13 protein-coding genes are annotated in these 18,418 nt (G+C 74.2%); 2 read left to right on the top strand and 11 right to left on the bottom strand.

What is annotated here, in order from left to right; genetic code table 11:
* Positions 1-65 precede the first annotated feature (65 nt).
* Together IE295_RS18955 and IE295_RS18950 are read right to left on the bottom strand one after the other, a co-directional pair.
* Positions 66-1,091 (bottom strand): DNA polymerase Y family protein, encoded by a 1,026-nt coding sequence (locus IE295_RS18955; protein ID WP_190064882.1) that lies wholly within the window; start codon positions 1,089-1,091, stop codon positions 66-68.
* A complete protein-coding gene (locus tag IE295_RS18950) occupies positions 1,088-4,561 on the bottom strand; it encodes a DNA polymerase III subunit alpha (RefSeq protein ID WP_190064881.1) in 3,474 nt (1,157 codons plus the stop codon). Before IE295_RS18950 ends, IE295_RS18955 begins: the two co-directional genes overlap by 4 nt.
* Before the next feature lie 156 nt (positions 4,562-4,717).
* Between IE295_RS18950 and IE295_RS18945 the strand changes: the two genes are divergently transcribed.
* The gene (locus IE295_RS18945; RefSeq protein WP_190064880.1) at positions 4,718-5,755 is read left to right on the top strand and encodes a YhgE/Pip domain-containing protein; all 1,038 of its coding nucleotides are present in this window, start codon (positions 4,718-4,720) and stop codon (positions 5,753-5,755) included.
* A gap of 80 nt (positions 5,756-5,835) precedes the next feature.
* On the opposite strand, the gene IE295_RS18940 is transcribed toward IE295_RS18945, so the two are convergent.
* From IE295_RS18940 to IE295_RS18925, 4 genes are read right to left on the bottom strand one after another with little or no spacing between them, the layout of a single operon-like run.
* Positions 5,836-7,491: a dipeptide ABC transporter ATP-binding protein gene (locus IE295_RS18940; protein ID WP_224323193.1), complete on the bottom strand. Its 1,656-nt coding sequence runs from the start codon at positions 7,489-7,491 to the stop codon at positions 5,836-5,838.
* Positions 7,488-8,480 carry an ABC transporter permease gene (locus IE295_RS18935; protein WP_190064879.1) on the bottom strand — a complete coding sequence of 331 codons (993 nt, stop codon included), beginning with the start codon at positions 8,478-8,480 and terminating at the stop codon, positions 7,488-7,490. Before IE295_RS18935 ends, IE295_RS18940 begins: the two co-directional genes overlap by 4 nt.
* Before the next feature lie 6 nt (positions 8,481-8,486).
* Complete coding sequence (locus IE295_RS18930) at positions 8,487-10,268, bottom strand: ABC transporter substrate-binding protein (protein ID WP_190064878.1); 1,782 nt, start codon at positions 10,266-10,268, stop codon at positions 8,487-8,489.
* Between the two features lie 37 nt (positions 10,269-10,305).
* Positions 10,306-11,277 carry an ABC transporter permease gene (locus IE295_RS18925; RefSeq protein WP_190064877.1) on the bottom strand — a complete coding sequence of 324 codons (972 nt, stop codon included), beginning with the start codon at positions 11,275-11,277 and terminating at the stop codon, positions 10,306-10,308.
* A 423-nt stretch (positions 11,278-11,700) separates the two neighbouring features.
* On the opposite strand from IE295_RS18925, the gene IE295_RS18920 reads away from it, so the two are divergent.
* Positions 11,701-12,150 (top strand): subtilase-type protease inhibitor, encoded by a 450-nt coding sequence (locus IE295_RS18920; protein ID WP_190064876.1) that lies wholly within the window; start codon positions 11,701-11,703, stop codon positions 12,148-12,150.
* 92 nt (positions 12,151-12,242) lie between these two features.
* Here IE295_RS18920 and IE295_RS18915 read toward each other — a convergent pair whose 3' ends face one another.
* From IE295_RS18915 to IE295_RS18895, 5 genes are all read right to left on the bottom strand, one after another.
* The gene (locus IE295_RS18915) at positions 12,243-13,211 is read right to left on the bottom strand and encodes a S1 family peptidase (protein ID WP_190064875.1); all 969 of its coding nucleotides are present in this window, start codon (positions 13,209-13,211) and stop codon (positions 12,243-12,245) included.
* Between the two features lie 278 nt (positions 13,212-13,489).
* The gene (locus tag IE295_RS18910; protein WP_190064874.1) at positions 13,490-14,482 is read right to left on the bottom strand and encodes a slipin family protein; all 993 of its coding nucleotides are present in this window, start codon (positions 14,480-14,482) and stop codon (positions 13,490-13,492) included.
* A gap of 226 nt (positions 14,483-14,708) precedes the next feature.
* Positions 14,709-15,623: a S1 family peptidase gene (locus IE295_RS18905; RefSeq protein WP_190064873.1), complete on the bottom strand. Its 915-nt coding sequence runs from the start codon at positions 15,621-15,623 to the stop codon at positions 14,709-14,711.
* 363 nt (positions 15,624-15,986) lie between these two features.
* Complete coding sequence (locus tag IE295_RS18900) at positions 15,987-17,345, bottom strand: NtaA/DmoA family FMN-dependent monooxygenase (RefSeq protein WP_190064872.1); 1,359 nt, start codon at positions 17,343-17,345, stop codon at positions 15,987-15,989.
* Positions 17,342-18,379: an LLM class flavin-dependent oxidoreductase gene (locus IE295_RS18895; protein WP_190064871.1), complete on the bottom strand. Its 1,038-nt coding sequence runs from the start codon at positions 18,377-18,379 to the stop codon at positions 17,342-17,344. Before IE295_RS18895 ends, IE295_RS18900 begins: the two co-directional genes overlap by 4 nt.
* Between the last annotated feature and the right edge of the window lie 39 nt (positions 18,380-18,418).

Here is an 18,418-nt window from a genome sequence, read left to right as displayed (position 1 = left end):
CGAGTAGGGTGTGGCGATATGAGTGCTTGCGTCAAGCAAATTCACCGGAATCGGGGGTGGCGTGATTACGCCACATCCAGCGTCGCGGCGGGCCCCACCGCGGCGATGCCGAAGCGCGCCCGCGCCCGGTCGACCGCCGCCTCGACGCGCCGCGCCTTCTCGTCCGCCGGGTCGAACGTCAGCTGGTGCGCTGTGCGTCCGGCGTCGCACAGCCCCTCGGCGCGCAGCGCCACCGCCCGCACCCTGGCCCGCTGCAGGGCGAGCGCGGTGTGCAGCGCGTAGGCCGCGGCGGTCAGCTCGGGGGTGTGCGCGGTGGGTTCGGCGAAGGTCCTCGACCGGGTGGTCGTCGAGCCGTCCGCGTACCGGACGGTGAGCTTCAGGCCGCGGGCGACCTGTCCGCCCGCCCGCAGCCGGGCGCCCAGCCCGTCGGCGAGCGCCAGCAGCGCGTGCCGCCGCCGCTCGGGGTCCAGCTCGTCGCCGCCGAAGCGGTGTTCGGCGCCCATCGAGCGGGCCCGCGCGTCCGGGGTGACGGGCGTCGGGTCGATGCCGTGCGCCCGCTCGTGGATCCGCCGCCCGGCGGCCGCGCCGAGGATGCGCTGCAGCGCGGCCGGCGGCGCGTCGGCGATCCGGCCGACGCTGTCGAGCCCGTACGAGCACAGGGTCCGGGCGGTGGCCGGCCCCACGCCGTACAGCGCGGCGGCCGGCTTGCGCGCCAGGAACGCGGCCACGGCCTCCGGCGCGCCCGGCAGGGCGCGCACCGCCCCGGGCGGGCCGTCCTGCGCGGCCATCCGCGCGAGCATCGGGTTGCCGGCGATGCCGACCGTGCAGTCGGCCCCGTACCGGGCGAGGGCCCGGACCCGGAGCAGTTCCGCCAGCCAGGCGGGGTCGTGCCCGAAGTAGCGCAGGGCGCCGCGGACGTCCATGAGGGCGGCGTCGGGCGGCACGGCCTGGACGACGGGCGTGATCTCGGCGAGCAGCGCGAGCAGGCCGTCGTAGGTCTCCTCGTCGAGAGCGGTCCCGCAGGCAGGATGGAAGTGCACGTACAGGACGGCCGTTCCCCCGGCTGTTCGGACGGGCTCGATACCGGTCATCCCGCACTCCCCGGACTCGCGTGCCACAGCTTGCGCCCCGTGGCCGCCCCCTCACCGGCGGGCCGGAGGTCCGCCCACGGGTGCAGGGCGTAGCCGGTGGACAGCCGGATGCGCCGGCCCGGCTCCGCGGCGGCGGGGGCCGCGCCCTCGGCAAGGACCTCGGCCACCGCTCCCAGGCCGCCCTCCGTGCGGAGCCGCGCGAGCTCCGCCAGATCCCACGCCACCGCCCCCACCACGCTCAGGCTGCGCGGCCCGCGCCGCTGGACCACGCCGCGGACCAGCAGCAGCCAGGAGTGGAAGACCGTGTGCGCGCACGCCGCGTGGCTGTCGTCGAAGAACGCGCAGTCGACCAGGCCCGTGCCGTCGTCGAGGGTCGTGAAGATCACCCGGCGGCCCGAGCGGACCGGCGGCGTCTGGGTCGCGGCCTTGGCGCCCGCGACCAGGACGGTCTCCCCGTGCCGCGCGTCGCGGAGCCGCCGGGCGGGGGTGACGCCCAGTTCGGTCAGGAAGGCCCGGTGGCCGGACATCAGGTGCCGGGAGGCGTCCATGCCGAGCACGCCGAGCTCGGCGCCGAGCCGTTCCTCCGCGTCGAGGTCGGGCAGGCCGATGGGTTCGGCCCGCGCGTCGTCGATCAGGGTGGGCTGGGCCGCGTCCCGGCGGCGCTGCCCGTGGTGCAGCTCGGCGATGTGCAGCAGCAGGTCCCGGCGGTTGGCGCCGAAGGCGTCCAGCGCGCCGACGCGCGCCAGCCGTTCGGCGACGGGCCGCGCTGGGTGGGCGCGCCGCCACAGGTCCGTCAGCGAGGTGTACGGGCGTCCGTCGACGATCCGCCGCACCTCGGCCCCGGAGATGCCCTGTACCTCGGAGAGGGCGAGGCGGATGCCGAAGAGACCCCGATTCCCGGACACCAGTTCGATTGAATAGGCGGCCCCCGAACGGTTCACGTCCAGCGGCAGGATCGGCACCCCGCGCCGCCGCGCGTCCGCGAGCAGCAGCCGCTTGGGGTACATGCCGGGGTCGTGGGTGAGCAGCCCGGCGTAGAAGGCCGCCGGGTGGTGGGCCTTGAGCCAGGCCGACTGGTACGTCGGCACGGCGAAGGCCACGGCGTGCGCCTTGCAGAAGCCGTACGAACCGAACGCCTCGACGATCTCCCAGGTGCGGCGGACGACGTCGGTCGCGTACCCGCGCTCGCGCGCCCGTTCGGCGAACCAGGCCCGCACCCGGCCCACCAGGCTCGCGTCGGACAGCGCGCGCCGGGTCTCGTCGGCGAAGCCCCGGTCGCAGCCGGTCATGATCCGCAGGATCTCGATGATCTGCTCGTGGAAGACGACCACGCCGTAGGTCTCGCTCAGCACCCCCGCCAGGTCGGGGTGCGGGCAGCGGGCGGGGGCGCGGCCGTGCCGGGCCTCGATGAAGGGGCGGACCATGTCGGCTGCGACCGGCCCCGGCCGGAAGAGCGAGATGTCGACCACGAGGTCGTGGAAGGTCGAGGGCTGCAGCCGTCCGACCAGGTCCCGCTGGCCCGGCGACTCGATCTGGAAGCAGCCGAGCGTCTCGGTGGAGCGGATCAGCTCGTAGGTCTTCTCGTCGCCCGGCGGCACCTGCGCGGGGTCGTCGAGGTCGATCCGGCGCCCGGTGACCCGTTCGATCTCCCCCACCGCGTGCGCCATGGCGGACTGCATCCGCACGCCCAGCACGTCGAGCTTGAGCAGCCCCAGCTCCTCCACGTCGTCCTTGTCGAACTGCGACATCGCGAAGCCCTCGCCGCTGGTCGGCACGACGGGGGTGCGCCCGCGCAGGGTGGCGTCGGAGAGCAGCACCCCGCACGGGTGCATGGCGATGCCGCGCGGCAGCCCGTCCAGCGCCTCGACCAGCTGCCACAGCCGGGCGTCGGCGATGCCGTGCGGTCCGGCGGCGACGCCGCGCAGCTCGGGCAGTTCGGCGAGCGCCGCGCGGGCGTCGCGGGCCCGGATGTGCGGGAAGGCCTTGGCGAGGGCGTCCACCTCGGCCGGGTCCATGCCGAGGGCGGCGCCGACGTCACGCACGGCGTGCCGGATCCGGTAGGTCTCGGGCATGGAGACGGTCGCGACCCGCTCCGCGCCGAAGCGGTCGAAGATCGCGCGGTAGACCTCGAGGCGGCGCGCGGACTCGACGTCGATGTCGATGTCGGGCAGCGCCCGCCGGCGCGTGGACAGGAAGCGCTCCATCAGCAGGCCGTGGTCGACGGGGTCGGCGTGGGCGATGCCGAGCAGGTGGTTGACCAGCGAACCCGCGCCGGAGCCCCGGGCGGTGACGCGGATGCCGAGGGCCCGGGTGTCGTCGACGACCTGGGCGACGGTGAGGAAGTACGAGGGGAAGCCGCGCTGTTCGATGATGCGCAGCTCCTCCTCCAGCCGGTCCCAGTGGCGGCGGTCGCGGTCGTATCCGCACAGCACCATGGCCGCGGCGCAGCGGGAGCGCAGCACGCGCGCGGCGGTGCGGCGGCCGGCCCCGACCAGGTGCGGCTCGGGGAAGTGGACGGAGCCCAGGCCCAGGTCGTCCTCGGGGTCGACGAGGCACTCGGCGGCGGTGTCCTCGGTGGCGGCCAGCAGCCGGCGGGCGGCGGCGCGGCGGAATCCGGCCGCCTCCACGACGCGCTCGGCGACGGCGGCCATGGCGGCGGGGTCCTTGAGCCAGCGCTCCCCGCCGTCGAGGGCCCCGGGCCTGCGGCGGTCGACGGGCACCAGCAGGCGGGCCGAGTCCAGGACGTCGGCGACGGGCCCGTGGCCGGGGTCGGCGTAGCGGACGGCGTTGGTCAGCACGGGTCGCACGCCCTGGTCGGCGGCGAAGCCGACGGTGCGGGCGGCGAGCCGCAGGGAGCCGGGGCCGGTGCCGGAGCGGCCGTGCCAGACGGCCTCCAGGCGCAGCGCGTCACCGTACATTTCGCGCCAGGGCAGCAGCAGCCGTGCGGCCCGGTCGGGGCGTCCCGCGGACAGCGCGCGGCCGACCTCGGAGTCCGGTCCGAGCAGGACGGTCAGCGGGGTGCGGGTCCCGCCGGCGGCGGCCGCGAGGTCCTCCCGGGCCAGCTCCGGCCGTTCGGTGCCCCCGGCGTGGGCGGCGGACACCAGCCCGCACAGCGCGGCCCAGGCGGGCGCGCCGGCCCGGGCGAGGAAGACGACGCGGGGTGCGGACTCGTCGACGAAGGCGCCTCCGCGGACGGGGGCGCGGTGGCGGACCGTGGGCCCGGCCTCCGGCAGCGGCTCGCGGACGGCCAGGTCCACGCCGAACAGCGGCCGCACCCCCGCCCGGGCGGCGGCCCGGGCGAAGCGGACCGCCCCGGCCAGGCTGTCGCGGTCGGTGAGGGCGAGCACGTCCATGCCGCGCTCGGCGGCCCGCTCGGCCAGCCGTTCGGGGTGGGCGGCGCCGTAGCGCATCGAGAAGCCCGAGGCGGTGTGCAGGTGCGCGAACGCGGAAGCCGTCGACAACGCAGCCATCGCACCTCCTGCCGCTCGCTCACCCCCATGGCTGAAAACCGCCCCTTCATCTCCACCATAAACCACTTCTCGAACGTTCGTACGAATCACTGGGGGCGCCCACCCGAACGGCCCCCACCGCCTGCGCCGGCCCACCGCACCCCGCAGGCTCGAGGCATGGTCAGCACTCCCAGCGGCGGCACCCGCTTCCTGCAGGAGACCCGGGAGGCGGTGACGGGCCGGGCGGCGCTGCTGGTGATCGGCGCGCTGGTGCTGCAGCTCGCGTTCATCACCTCCTACATCGGCGCCTTCCACAGCCCGAAGCCGAAGGAGATCCCGATCGGGGTGGTCGCCCCCCGGCAGATCACGGGCTCGCTGGTGGACAAGCTGGCCGCACTGCCCGGCGACCCCCTCGACCCGCACGCGGTCCGCGACGAGGCGGCGGCGCTCCGGCGGATCCGCGAGCGCGACCTCGACGCGGCCCTGATCGTCGACCCGCGCGGCAGCACGGACACCCTGCTGGTCGCCGGCGGCTCCGGCGCCTCGCTCGCCCAGGCCACCGAAGCGGTCGTCGCCCGCGCCGAGAAGGCCGAGGGACGCACCCTGAAGGTCGTCGACGTGAACCCGGCGGCCGCCGGCGACGCCCGCGGGCTGAGCTCGTTCTACCTGGTCGTCGGCTGGTGCGTGGGCGGCTATCTGTGCGCCGCGATCCTCGCCGTCAGCGCGGGAGCCCGCCCCGCCAACCCCCACCGTGCGGTCATCCGGCTGGGGGCGGTCGCCGTCTACGCGATCGTCGCCGGACTGCTGGGCGCCGTCATCGCGGGCCCGGTGCTGGGGGCGCTGCCGGGCAGCATCCTGGGGCTGTGGGGGCTGGGCGCGCTGGTGGTCTTCGCCGTCGGCGCCCTCACCCTGGCCTTCCAGGGCCTCGCGGGGATCGTGGGCATCGGGCTGGCGATCGCCGTCGTCGTCGTGCTGGGCAACCCCAGCGCGGGCGGGGCGTACCCCTACCCCCTGCTGCCCCCGTTCTGGCGCGCCATCGGCCCGGCCCTGCCGCCGGGCGCGGGCACCTGGTCCGCCCGCTCCATCGCCTACTTCCACGGCAACGCGCTGACCTGCCCGCTGCTGGTGCTCTCCGCCTGGGCAGCGGTCGGTGCGGCCGTCACGCTGGGCAGCGCGGCCCGGCGGGCCCGCGGCCGCCCCGCCGGTCCCGGCTGACCCGGCTGACCCGGCCGACCCCGCTGATCCGCCGCGCCGCCGCCCGTTCCCCTCCGTTTCACGGGCGGCAGCGCGGAGCCCTACATCGCGGCCGCGAGCAGCTCCCGGGTGTACGGGGCCTTCGGGTCGTCGAAGACCTCGTCCCGGGGGCCGCTCTCCACGATCGTTCCGGCCCGCATCACGGCGACGCGGTCGCACAGGTGCCGTACGACGGCCAGGTCGTGCGAGACGAAGAGCAGGGAGAGCCCCAGCTCCTCCCGCAGGTCCATGAGCAGGTTGAGGACCTGCGCCTGCACGGAGACGTCGAGCGCCGAGACCGGCTCGTCCGCGATGATCAGCCGGGGGCGCGAGGCGAGCGCGCGGGCGATGCCCACGCGCTGGCGCTGGCCGCCGGAGAACTCGTGCGGGTAGCGCCCGAGATGGGCCGGGTCCAGGCCCACCTGCCGGAGCAGCCCGGCCACCCGCTCCCGGCGCTCCCCCGCGTCCAGCGCGGTGTGCACCCGCAGCGGGGTGCCGACGATCTCCTCGATCGTGCGCCGCGGGTTGAGCGAGGCGTACGGGTCCTGGAAGACCAGCTGCACCTCACGGCCGATCTCGCGCCGCAGCCGGGCGTCGACGGCGGCGCGGGAGATGTCCCGCCCGTCGAAGCGGACCTCCCCGCCGGTGGGCCGGCGCAGCCCGGCCAGCACCCGCGCGGTGGTGGACTTGCCCGACCCGGACTCCCCCACCAGGGCGAGCGTCTCGCCGGCCGCGACCCGCAGGCTGACGCCCCGGACGGCCCGGACGGGCTCGTGCCGCCCGAACACCCCGCGCCGCCGCCCGGGGAACTCCACGCGCAGGTCCACGACCTCGGCGAGGGTGCGGGTGCCGGCCGGGCGGGCGGGAGCGTCCCACCGCGCGGCGGCGGGCACGCCGTCCACCGTCGCCAGCCGGGTCCCCGGCACCGAGTCCATGGAGGGCGTGGCGCCGATCAGGGCCCGGGTGTACGGGTGTTCGGCGGCGGTCATCAGCCGGGCCGTGGGGCCCTCCTCGACCACCCGCCCGCCCCGCATGACCAGCATGCGGTCGCAGGTCCCGGCGACCACCCCCACGTCGTGCGTGACGAGCACGACCGCCGTGCCGCTCTCCTGCCGCAACTCCTCCAGCAGCTCGAGGACCTGGCGCTGCACGCGCGCGTCCAGCGCGGTCGTCGGCTCGTCCGCGACGAGCACGTCCGGCGCGTTGATCAGCGCCATGGCGATCATCACGCGCTGCCGCATGCCGCCGGAGAACTGATGCGGGTGGTCACGCGCCCGGGCCGCCGGGATGCCGACCCGCTCCAGCATCGAGACGGCCGCGTCGCGCGCCTCGTGGCGCGAGGCGCCCGCGTGGTGGATCCGGAACGCCTCCGCCAGCTGCTCCCCCACGCCGTGGAACGGCGAGAGCGCCGCCAGCGCGTCCTGGAAGACCATCGCGATCCGCGCACCCCGCAGGGCGCGCACCTCGGATTCGGGCGCGCCGACCACCTCCGTGCCGCCGACGCGCACGCTGCCGCTCACCCGCGTGCGGGCGGCGTCGTGCAGCCCCATCGCGGCGAGCCCCACCGTGGACTTCCCGGACCCGGACTCCCCCACCAGCCCGAGGACTTCTCCCCGGGCGAGGTCGAAGGAGACCCCGTCGACGGCGGTCACCGCGCCGGCGCTTCCCCGGCCGGGGAAGGACACCGTCAGATCACGCACCCGCAGTACGGCACTCACGCGAGCCTCACCCTCGGATCGAGCAGCGCCACCACCAGGTCGGCGAGGGCGACGAAGAGCACCACGAAGAAGGCGGCGAGCAGCACCGTGCCGACCACCGTCGGCAGGTCGTTCTGGACGACCGCGTCGACGGCGAGCTTGCCGATGCCCCCGAGCCCGAAGACGGTCTCGGTGATGAACGCGCCGCCGAACAGCGCGCCGGCCTCCAGCCCGAGCAGCTGCGCCAGCGGGGCGGCCGCCCCGCGCGCGGTGTACTTCAGGTGGGCCCGCAGCGCGCTCATCCCCTTGCCGCGCGCGGTGCGCACGTACCCCTCGTGCATCGTCTCGAGCATCTGGGAGCGGGCGAGCCGGGCGAAGACGGCGGCGTTGACGAAGCCCAGCACCAGCCACGGCAGCAGCAGCCCGGTGGCCCAGGCGCCGGGGTCCGCGCCGAAGGGCGCGTACTGGGGCACCGGGAAGAGGCCGGTGGAGTAGACGAGCAGGTACTGCAGCGCGTAGCCGAGGAAGTAGATCTGCACGCTCGCGCCGATCAGCGTGAAGCCGGACAGCAGCCGGTCGGTGCGGGTGCCGCGGCGCAGCGCGGCGGCGAAGCCGGTGCCGACGCCGAGGACGAGGATGACCGCCAGCGCGCCGGCGGCCAGCGACAGGGTGACGGGGAACCGGTCGCCGATGGCGTCGAGGACGGGCTGGTGGAGGGTGTAGGAGTAGCCGAGGCAGGGCGCGGGGCAGTCGATGGGGGTGCCGTCGACGTCGCCGATGACGCGCCCGGCGACGAGGCCGCGCAGGTAGTCGGTGTACTGCCCGGCGAGCGGCTGGTCCAGGCCCATGCTGTGGCGCACGGCCTCGACCTGTCCGGTGTCGCACTTGGGTCCGCAGGCGATCAGCGCGGGGTCGGCGGGGGCGGCGTAGAAGAGCCCGAAGGCGGCGGCGGTGATCGCGAGGAGCACCGCCGCGGCCTGGAGGGCACGTCGCAGGACGTATCCGGTCATGGTGGGTCAGGACTTCTTCAGGTAGAGGGCGGACGCCGCGATGGAGCCGTAGACCGGGTGGATGGAGGCGCCGCCGATGTTCCGGCCGCGGAACTGGGAGACGCTGGTGTAGAGGAAGGGCACGACCGGGACGTCCTTCATGACGACCTGTTCCAGCGCGATGAGCGCGTCGGCCTTCTCCTGCGCGTCGCCGATGCGGGCGATGCGCTCCAGCTCCCTGTCCACCTCGGCGTTCGCGTAGCGGGTGGAGTTGGAGAGCGCGTCGAGCCTGCTGTGGTAGCCGTCGGGCAGCAGGGTCGCCGGGGTGGGCCAGTCGACGGAGTTGGTGGACAGCCACAGGTCGTAGGGGGCGTCGCCGCGGAAGACCTGGTCGTTGAAGGCGGCCTTGTCCATGGGGCGGGTGACGAGCTTGACGCCCGCCTTGGCGAAGGCCTCCACGAGCACCTGGGCGAGCCGGTCCTTCTCGGGGGTGCCGCTCTCGTAGGCGTAGGTCAGGGTGGCGGGCCTGTGCTTCGCCCGGGCGAGGTGCTCCTTGGCCTTGGCGATGTCGCCGGCGGGTGCGACGGGGTAGAGGTCGTACTTCTTCCAGCCGACGACGGCGGGCGAGGAGAGCGTGGTGGCGAAGTCGCCGACGCGCGGCCCGCCGAGGACCTGCCGGGCCTGCTCGCGGGGGAAGAGGTAGTGGATCGCCTTGCGGACCTCGGGGTCGGTGACGCGGCTGTTCTTGATGTAGAGGTCGCTGGTGTACGCGCCCTGGCTGCCGGCGACGACGAGCTCCCGCTTCTTCGGGTCGCGCCCGGCCTCGGCGAACAGCTCCGGCGGCACCTCGTCGCGGGTGGTGACGGTGTCGGGGCCCGCGCCGCGCCCGTTGAGGACCTCCTGGGCGGTGTTGAGTCCCTTCTTGCCGAAGGTGAACTCGAAGCGTTCGGGGTACTGGTGGCGGATGGGATCGGTCTCCGCCTTCCAGTGCGGGTTGCGCTCCAGCGTCAGGCCGCGGTTCTGCTGGTGCCCGGTGATGCGGTACGGGCCGCTGGCGAACGGCCTGACGTCGTAGCCGGTGCCGGTGTCCTTGTCCTTGCGCACGGGGGACGAGGAGGACTGGGCCGCCATGTAGGGGACGTCGGACTGCGGCCGGGGGAAGTGGAAGACGATGGTCTTGTCGTCGGGCGTCTCGATCGCGTCGAGGTCGCCGTCGCGCGGGCCGCCGTACTTCTTGACCGCCTCGGAGCGGTCCTCGGAGCCGGTGAGCCACTCGGGCCAGTAGCTGGGGCCGAGTTCGAAGCCGGGCGCGAAGGTGCGCTCGATGCCGTACTTGACGTGTTCGGCGGTGATCGGCTCCCCGTCCTCCCAGGCGATGCCGTCCTTGAGGCGGTACGTCCAGGTGCGGCCGCCGTCGGAGGAGGTGCCGGTGTCGGTGGCGAGGTCGCCGACGAGCTTGGGCTTGCCGTCGACGACCTGGTACTGCGTCAACTGCCGTCCCCACAGCAGCGAGGTGCTGTAGCCCTCGCCCGCGTAGATCTTCTGCGGGTCCAGGTGCGCGTAGTCGTTGAGGTTGGCGACGTGGATCGTGCCGCCGGACCGGGCGCCCTCGACGGCGGGGGCCGGGCCCTGGCTGTCCTTGGCGGTGCCGAGCGTGGCGGTCAGCCGCTGTCCGCTCTTCACGGCGGCCACGCCCTTCCCCTGATCCCCTCCGTCCGCACCGGCGCCGGCCGAGCAGGAGCACATCAGCAGGGCGGCGGCAGTGGCGAGCGCCGGGACGACTGCGGTGCGCGGGCTGATTCGGACCATGGTGAACTCCGGATTGAGGATCGGGGAAGGGAAGGACTCAGCGCGCGGTGCGCGGATCGAGCGCGTCCCGCACGGCGTCGCCGAGGAGGTTGAAGGCGAGGACGAAGACGAGGATCGTCACGCCGGGGAAGACCATGTAGGTCGGGTCGTCGTAGAAGACCTCGGAGCCGCGCGAGATCATGCGGCCCCAGTCGGGGACGGGCTCGTCGATGCCCACGCCGAGGAAGGACAGCGCGGCCTCGGCGGTGACGACGCCCGGCAGGGCGAGGGTGACGTGGACGAGCACCGGCGCCCAGACGTTGGGCAGCAGCTCCCGGAAGACGATGTGCCGCCGGCTCGCCCCGGCCGCCCGGGCCGCCTCGACGAACTCCCGCTCGCGCAGGGCCCGCACGGTCGTGCGCAGCACCATGGCCAGGGGCACCCAGCCGAAGGCGGCGAAGACCAGGACGAGGACGGTGAACTGCATCCAGGCGGGCTCGTTCTCGCCGGGGCCGACGAAGCGGGTCCGTACGACGGGGCCGAGGGCGAGCAGCAGCAGGAGGGTGGGGAAGGCCAGCAGCACGTCGCACACGAAGCCGAAGGCCCGGTCGGCGAGGCCGCCGAGGTAGCCGGCGGTGACGCCGAGGACGACGCCGGTGACGGCGATGACGGCCACCGAGGCGGTGGCGACCAGCAGCGAGGTGCGCATGCCGTAGAGGAGCTGGGCGAGCACGTCGCGGCCGAGGCCGGGTTCGACGCCGAACCAGTGCTCGGCGGAGATCCCGCCGTTGGGCAGCACCGGCAGCCCTTCGGCACTCAGCAGGCCGGGGGTGTCCTGCCCGTAGTGGGAGGTGGGGTCCTTGCCGTAGAGCGCGCAGAGCAGCGGCGCGGCGAGCGCGAGGAGGACGCAGCAGGCCACGACGGCGAGGGCGGCCATGCCGGTCCGGTCGCGGCGGAAGGCCCGTACGGCGGTGGCGAAGGGCCCCCGGGGAGGCAGACCGAACAGTCGGTCTGAGTGGTCTTCGGCCATTGCTGCGACGCTCCAAAAACGCTCCGGCCGCCGCGCGCAGGGCGGGCGAGCCCCTTTTCGGCCGGGCTGCTGGGGTCTCCCCGCCCGGCGTGAGGATCATTAGATCCAGTGGTTTAACGCATCGCAAATCATGTTTTCGCAGGCTAGTTTGATATTTCATCAACGATTACAAGGGATCTGTGCTGGTCAACATCCCTGAAACATTAATTCCCCACCTTCCACCCCAAGTCGGACATGCCCCCGAGTCCGCCCCACATCCCGAACCCCTCGGGGAGACCTGCCTCACACCGGATCCGGCCACGCGACAGCACTACACAGAGTTTTCAACAAGCGACTGAAAGTGTTCGTTCGAGGTGCGTTCATGCACAACTTCGGCAAGACTTCCGTCCGTTATCTGCACCGACGAACAAGGGAGTGTTCGGAATGCGGTACATCACTGGGGGGATCGCGCTGGGAGCCGCGCTGGCACTGGGCGGCCTGGCGGGAGCCGGAACGACGGCGACCGCCGCGCCCACGCCCGCACCCGCGGCACAGACCCAGAGTCTGTACGCGCCCTCAGCGCTCGTACTGACCATCGGTCAGGGCGAATCGGCGGCCTCCGCCGGCGTCCAGCGCGCCGTGACCCTCACGTGCACACCGAAGGCCGACGGAACCCACCCGAACACCCGCGGTGCCTGCGCCCAGCTGCGCATGGCCGGCGGTGACTTCGACAAGGTCACCAAGGTCAAGGAGGGCACCGCCTGTACTCGGGAGTGGAACCCGAGCACGGTGACGGCCGAAGGCGTATGGGAAGGCCGCCGGGTCAGCTTCGAGCGCACCTTCGCCAACCCCTGTGAGCTGAAGGCGGGCAAGGGCACGGTCTTCGAGTTCTAGGACCGGCCGCCCGGCCCCGGCACGGGAAGCGGCCCCCGGACACCGTGGAGGTGTGTCCGGGGGCCGCGGCATGTGCGGGGGCGCCGGCGCGATCAGCCGAGCGTCGCCCCGTAGGCGGCGAGGGCCGCCTGCACCGGCTGGTAGTACGTCTCCCCGCCGAGCGTGCAGTTGCCGCTGCCGCCGGAGAGGAGCCCCAGCGCCTTGGGGCCGTCGAAGAGCGGCCCGCCGCTGTCGCCGGGCTGGGCGCAGACATTGGTCTTGATCAGCCCTCTGACCTGGCCCTCGGGGTAGTTGACCGTGGCGTTGAGGCCGGTGACCCGCCCCGAACGCACCCCGGTGGTGGAGCCGCTGCGCCGGACCGCCTCGTCGACGGTCGCCGCGCCGGCGCCGGTGATGGGCTGCGAGGTGCCGTCGTAGAGGTTCACGACGCCGGGGTGGTCGACGGCGGCGGTGTATCCCGCGACGGCGTGGTCGGCGCCCGGGAACGTCGACGCCTCGGTCTTCGCGATCGCGGGTCCGCCCTGCGTCGCGGACCAGGTGGTCACGGCGTTGCCGCAGTGGCCGGCCGTGAGGAAGCCGTCCGGCTTGCCGGCCCGCTTGACGGTGAATCCCAGCGAACAGCGGGCGTTCGGGCCCCAGACGGCGTCGCCGTCGGCGATGAACCGGGTGAGCCTGGTCGTGGTCCTGCGGACCGTCACCGCCTCGCCGAGTCCGGCGACGGCCTCCTTGAGCTTCGCCAGCTTCGCGCCCGTGACGGTGGGGTCGGCGGTCACGACGACGCGGTCGGCTCTGGGGTCCGTCACCCAGGCGGTGCCCGGGATCGCGACGCGGTCGTCCAGCGTCGCCCGGGCCGACTCCAGCCGGGCCTGACCGATCCGCACCCGCCCGGCGTGCGCACCCGTCACCCGGTCGAGGGTGTCGACGACACCGGCGACGAGCCCGCCGCCCCCGCCGTCCCCGGGCGCCGCCTGGGCCTGCTGTGGAGCAAGGGTCGCGCCTGCCAGGGCGGCGATGGCCGCACCTGCCAGGGCGGCGCGCACGGGCATCCGACGAAGCTTCAACTCGGCACCTCCGGTGGGGGGTTGGGTCCGCGCGCGCAGGACGCGGACCCGGAGGACGAACGACACAGCCGCACCCCCGATAGGAGGTCGCGTCCATGCCAAGTTGGTCCGTCGAGTGTCCCGATCGGGCCAGGGAGTGCACAAGGGCGACTTCCAGTCGCGCGTATTTTCATACGCGCGCCCCCATGGCGGGCCGCACGCCGACGCCTGTCGTGGACGGGAGGGGCGGGGCGCAAGCCGCCGGTTACGGCGTCACGGCACCCCCGGCCGGCCCGGTCCTAGTCGGGCCCCACCGGAGGCTCGGGCTCGGCCTTGGGCTCGGGCTCGGTCTCACGCCGGGGCGGCAGCCCGGACTCGAGCTCCGCCTCACGCCCGGCCGGCAGCTCGGGCTCCGGCTCGGGAGCGGGGCTCAGACCCGGTACGGCCTCCGAGGTGACCTCCGGTGTGGTCTCCGGGACGGCCTCGGCGGCAGCGGGGGCGGGGGCCGCCTCTCCCGGCGCCGCCGGCGGCGGCTGGCCCGCCCGCTCCAGGAACCTCAGCAGCTCCACGGGGAAGGGCAGCACCAGCGTGGAGTTCTTCTCCGCGGCGACGGCCACGATCGTCTGCAGCAGCCGCAGTTGCAGGGCCGACGGCTGGGAGGACATCGTCTGCGCCGCCTCGGCGAGCTTCTTCGACGCCAGCAGCTCCGCGTCCGCGTTGATCACCCGGGCCCGGCGCTCCCGCTCCGCCTCCGCCTGCCGCGACATCGAGCGCTTCATCGTCTCCGGCAGGGAGACGTCCTTGATCTCCACCCGGTCGATGTGCACGCCCCACCCCACCGCGGGGCTGTCGAGCATCAGCTCCAGCCCCTGGTTGAGCTTCTCGCGATTGGACAGCAGATCGTCCAGGTCGCTCTTGCCGATGATGGACCGCAGCGAGGTCTGGGCCATCTGCGAGACCGCGAAGCGGTAGTCCTCGACCATGATGACGGCCTCGGCCGGGTCCACGACCTTGAAGTAGACGACGGCGTCCACCCGGACGGTGACGTTGTCCCGGGTGATGCCCTCCTGGGCGGGCACCGGCATGGTGACGATCTGCATGTTCACCTTGCGCAGCCGGTCCACGACCGGAACGATCAGCGTGAGCCCCGGCTGGCGGATCTCGTGGCGCAGCCGCCCCAGGCGCAGCACCACTCCGCGCTCGTACTGCCGGACCACCCGGGCCGCGGCGCACAGGTACACCGCGCCCGCCGAGACGGCGGCGACCGCCGCCACCACGAAGTCTTCGACCATCACGCGCCCCCTGCCGCCGTGCACGTCAGGTGATACGTCCACGGTATGCCCGCGCCGCACCGCGGTCGAGCAAAGCGGCGCCCCGGCCCGTGGCGGGCGTGGTGGAGCCCCCGGTCCTCGAGGGGGCCGGGGGCTCCTGTGCTGCTGGCCGCAGGCTGGGGAAGGGCGGAACGCTCGCGGTCAGACGTCTGCGGGCCCGAAGGGGCCGGGGCGGTCACCGGGAGCGTCAGAAGATGCTCACTCCGTAAGCGCTGAGGGCCTTGGTGACCGGCTGGAAGAAGGTGGTGCCACCGGAGCGGCAGTTGCCGCTGCCGCCGGAGGTGAGGCCCAGGGCGGTGGACCCGGCGAAGAGGGCGCCGCCGCTGTCGCCCGGCTCGGCGCACACATTGGTCTTGATCAGACCTCGCACGACCTGGCCGTTGCCGTAGTTGACGGTGGCGTTCAGCCCGGTGACCTTGCCGCCGTGCAGCCCCGTCGTGGAGCCGCTGCGCTGGACGCTCTGGCCCACGGAGGCGTTGCCCGCGCCGGTGATGCGCTGGGAGCGGCCGTTGTAGAGGTTGACCTCGCTCGGGTGGGGAAGCGAGCCGTTGGTGTACTGCACGATGCCGTAGTCGTTGCCCGGGAAGCTGGTCCCGGTCGTGGGGCCGATGCTCGTGGTGTGACCGGAGTTGGCGTAGTACGGCGGCTTGCCCTCGGTGCAGTGCCCGGCGGTCAGGAAGTAGTAGGTGCTTCCCTTGCGCACGTTGAAGCCGGCCGAGCAGCGCCAGCTCGGCGCGTAGACCGCGTCGCCGCCCGCGATGAGCTTCTTGAAGGCTCCGGCCACGACCTCGACGCGTATCGCGTCGGCGTCCGGCCCCGCCTGCGCTCTGATTCTGGCGATGTCCGCCGGGGAGACGGTCGAGTCGGCGGTGACCACGAGCGTACGGGTGGCGGGGTCGACGACCCAGGCGGTGCCCGCGACGTCCGCCGACTCCACGGCCGCGCTCGCGGCGGACAGCGTCGCCGCCGAGAATCCGGCGGGCTCGGCCCGGGCGGCGTCGGTGGCGGCGAGGCCGGAGGCGGCGACGAGGGCGGCCGCCACGGTGACGATCCTGGCTCGTCCGGTGATGCCGGTACGGGGGGTGGTGCGCCTGTTCCTCACGTTGTTCCTCCCGAGTGGGGTCGGGGGTCCGAGGCGTGCACGGGCCCGTGAGGCGCGGCCAAAAGGCACACCGGGTTCCGTTTTCGCCGTGCCCCTGACAAGCGCTGCTCGGGAGTATTCGGGCGCAAGGGGGCACAGCGCAAGAGCCTCTTTCGGACGCGCCCCGGCGCACGCCAAGGCGCCCCGACGGCTCTCCCGGCCGCCGGGACCGCGCTCGGCGGGCTCCCGCCGTGCCGCTTCGACGCCTCGGCCCGCGAGGGGGTTCCGCTCCCCCGCCGTCCCCGGGACCCTCGGGCCACCGCCCGGGGAAGGCCGGAATCCGACCGTCGGGCGTGCCGGCGAGCCGGTGCGTACCGGGGGGTGTCACGTCCGCTCACGCGGCCGGGCCAGCCCGAGGTGGTCGCGGAGGGTCGGGCCCGAGTACTCCGTACGGAACGCGCCGCGCTCCTGGAGCAGGGGGACGACGCGGTCGACGAACTCGTCGAGCCCGCCGGGGGTGAGGTGCGGGACGAGGATGAAGCCGTCGGCGGCCTCCGCGGCCACGAAGCGCGCCATCTCGTCGGCGACCTGGCGCGGGGTGCCGATGAAGGACTGCCGGCCGGTCGTCTCGATCACGGTCTGCCGGATGGAGAGCCCCTTGGCCTCCGACAGCGCCCGCCACCGGGCGGCGACGGCGAGCCGGTCGTGGTGGCGGACCCGGCCGTGGGAGACCTCGCCGCCGGGATCGGGGTCGACGGCGGGCAGCGGCCCGTCGGGATCGTAGGAGGACAGGTCGCGGCCCCAGACCTGTTCCAGGGTCAGCAGGGCGGTCTGCGGGGAGACCTGTTGCCTGCGGATCTCGGCGGCCCGCTCCTGGGCCTCGGCGGCGGTGTCGCCGAGCACGTGGGTCACCCCGGGCATGATCTTCAGGTCGCCGGGGGCGCGCCCGTACGCCGCGAGCCTGCGCTTGACGTCGGCGAAGAACGCACGGCCCTCGTCGAGGGTGCCGTGCCGGCTGAAGACGACGTCGGCGGCAGCGGCGGCGAACTCCCGGCCCTCGCCGGAGTCCCCGGCCTGGATGACGACGGGGTGCCCCTGCGGCGGCCGCGGGACGTCGAACTCCCCGGACACCCGGAAGTGCCGCCCGTGGTGGGCGAAGGGGCGGGGAACGCCCTCGGGCGTCCAGGAGTCCCACAGCTCGCGCGCGGTGGCGACGAACTCGGCGGCGCGGGCGTAGCGCTCGGCGTGCTGGAGGTAGCCGCCGCGGCGGAAGTTCTCGCCGGTGAACGCGTCGGAGGAGGTGACGACGTTCCAGGCCGCGCGCCCGCCACTGAGGTGGTCGAGGGAGGCGAGGCGGCGGGCGAGTTCGTAGGGCTCGTTGAAGGTGGCACTGACGGTCGCGGCGAGCCCGAGCCGCTCGGTGACCGCGGCCAGGGCGGCGAGCACGGTGAGCGACTCGGGGCGGCCGACGACGTCGAGGTCGTGGATGCGGCCCTTGTGCTCGCGCAGCCGCAGCCCCTCGGCGAGGAAGAAGAAGTCGAACAGGCCGCGTTCGGCGACGCGGGCGAGGTGCTCGAAGGAGGCGAAGTCGATCTGGCTGCCGAAATGAGGGGGGCGGCGCGCAGCGCCTCCGGCAGGGGTGGTGGTCGGGCCGGCGGGTGGGACGGCCCACACGGTGGTGTTGTTGACGCCCGGGAAGTGGGCGGCGAGGTGCATCCGCCGGGGCGCCTGCGGGGGCGTCATGCCGTCTCCTTCGCGAAGGCGTAGCGGTTGGCGGGCCGGGGCAGGCACAGGTGCTCGCGCAGGGTGCCGCCCGGATAGAAGGCGCGTAACAGGCCTCGGTGCTGGAGTACGGGCACGGTCCCGTCGACGAGCAGCGCGAGGTCCCGGTCGGGGTCGCGGGGCCGGAAGTGGAAGCCGTCGGCCACGCCGTCGGCGTACCAGTCGCCGACGAGGTCGGCGAGGGCGACGGCGTCGGCCGCCGCGTACAGCGCGACGGGCAGGGAGGCCAGCACGACGATCCGCCCGCCGCCGGCGAGGTCGCGGCCGTTGTCCCGGGCACGCCGGCGCAGATCGTCGCGGACGGCACGGACCCTGCGGGCGTCGCCGGCGTGCTCGGCGCGCACGAAGACCACGTCGGCGTGCCGGGCGGCGGCCTCCCGGGACGGCCCGGCGCCCGCCTCGACGGCGATGACGGGGTGGCCCTGCGGGGGCCGGGGGACGATGGAGGGCCCGCGGACGCCGAAGCCGGGGCCCTGGAAGTCGACGTAGTGCAGCTTGTCGCGGTCGACGAACCGCCCGGTGGCCACGTCCCGGATCTCGGCGTCGTCCTCCCAGCTGTCCCAGAGCCGGGCGACGACGTCGGCGACCGCGTCCGCCTCGCGCCACGCCGCCTCCGCGGTGGGCGCCGGGCGCCGGCCGAAGTGCCGGGCCTCGTCCTCGCCTAAGGACACGGCCACGGTCCAGCCGGCGCGGCCCCGGCTCACCCAGTCCAGCGTGGCGAGGGAGGAGGAGACGTGGAACGGCTCGGTGTGGGTGGTGGTGACGGTCGGCACCAGGCCGATGCGCTCGGTGACCGGCGCGACCCGGGCGAGCACCCCGACGGCATCCAGCCGCCCGGCCCCCCGCCGGGGCGGCCCGAACGAGTCGCCGAGCGTGACGAAGTCCAACCTCCCCCGCTCGGCAAGCCGGGCGGCCCGCACATAGGCCCCGGCGTCGTACGTACCGACACGGTCCAGGGCAACGGCGAGATGGAGAGGACGGGTGGGTTCAGGCATGTAGAGGTCCCTTGAGAGAAGTTGTGGGCGGCCGTTCCG

The sequence above is a fragment of the Streptomyces griseocarneus genome (assembly GCF_014655595.1).
In the GTDB taxonomy this organism is placed as follows: Bacteria; Actinomycetota; Actinomycetes; order Streptomycetales; family Streptomycetaceae; genus Streptomyces; species Streptomyces griseocarneus.
The sequence above is the reverse complement of the archived record's forward strand: the minus strand, read 5'-3'. Positions and strand labels throughout refer to the sequence as shown.

Coding starts and splice junctions, on each gene's coding strand:
- IE295_RS18935 (WP_190064879.1), bottom strand. CDS start 8,480: ATGACCGGATACGTCCTGCGACGTGCCCTCCAGGCCGCGGCGGTGCTC.
- IE295_RS18930 (WP_190064878.1), bottom strand. CDS start 10,268: ATGGTCCGAATCAGCCCGCGCACCGCAGTCGTCCCGGCGCTCGCCACT.
- IE295_RS18920 (WP_190064876.1), top strand. CDS start 11,701: ATGCGGTACATCACTGGGGGGATCGCGCTGGGAGCCGCGCTGGCACTG.
- IE295_RS18925 (WP_190064877.1), bottom strand. CDS start 11,277: ATGGCCGAAGACCACTCAGACCGACTGTTCGGTCTGCCTCCCCGGGGG.
- IE295_RS18900 (WP_190064872.1), bottom strand. CDS start 17,345: ATGACGCCCCCGCAGGCGCCCCGGCGGATGCACCTCGCCGCCCACTTC.
- IE295_RS18955 (WP_190064882.1), bottom strand. CDS start 1,091: ATGACCGGTATCGAGCCCGTCCGAACAGCCGGGGGAACGGCCGTCCTG.
- IE295_RS18945 (WP_190064880.1), top strand. CDS start 4,718: ATGGTCAGCACTCCCAGCGGCGGCACCCGCTTCCTGCAGGAGACCCGG.
- IE295_RS18950 (WP_190064881.1), bottom strand. CDS start 4,561: ATGGCTGCGTTGTCGACGGCTTCCGCGTTCGCGCACCTGCACACCGCC.
- IE295_RS18895 (WP_190064871.1), bottom strand. CDS start 18,379: ATGCCTGAACCCACCCGTCCTCTCCATCTCGCCGTTGCCCTGGACCGT.
- IE295_RS18910 (WP_190064874.1), bottom strand. CDS start 14,482: ATGGTCGAAGACTTCGTGGTGGCGGCGGTCGCCGCCGTCTCGGCGGGC.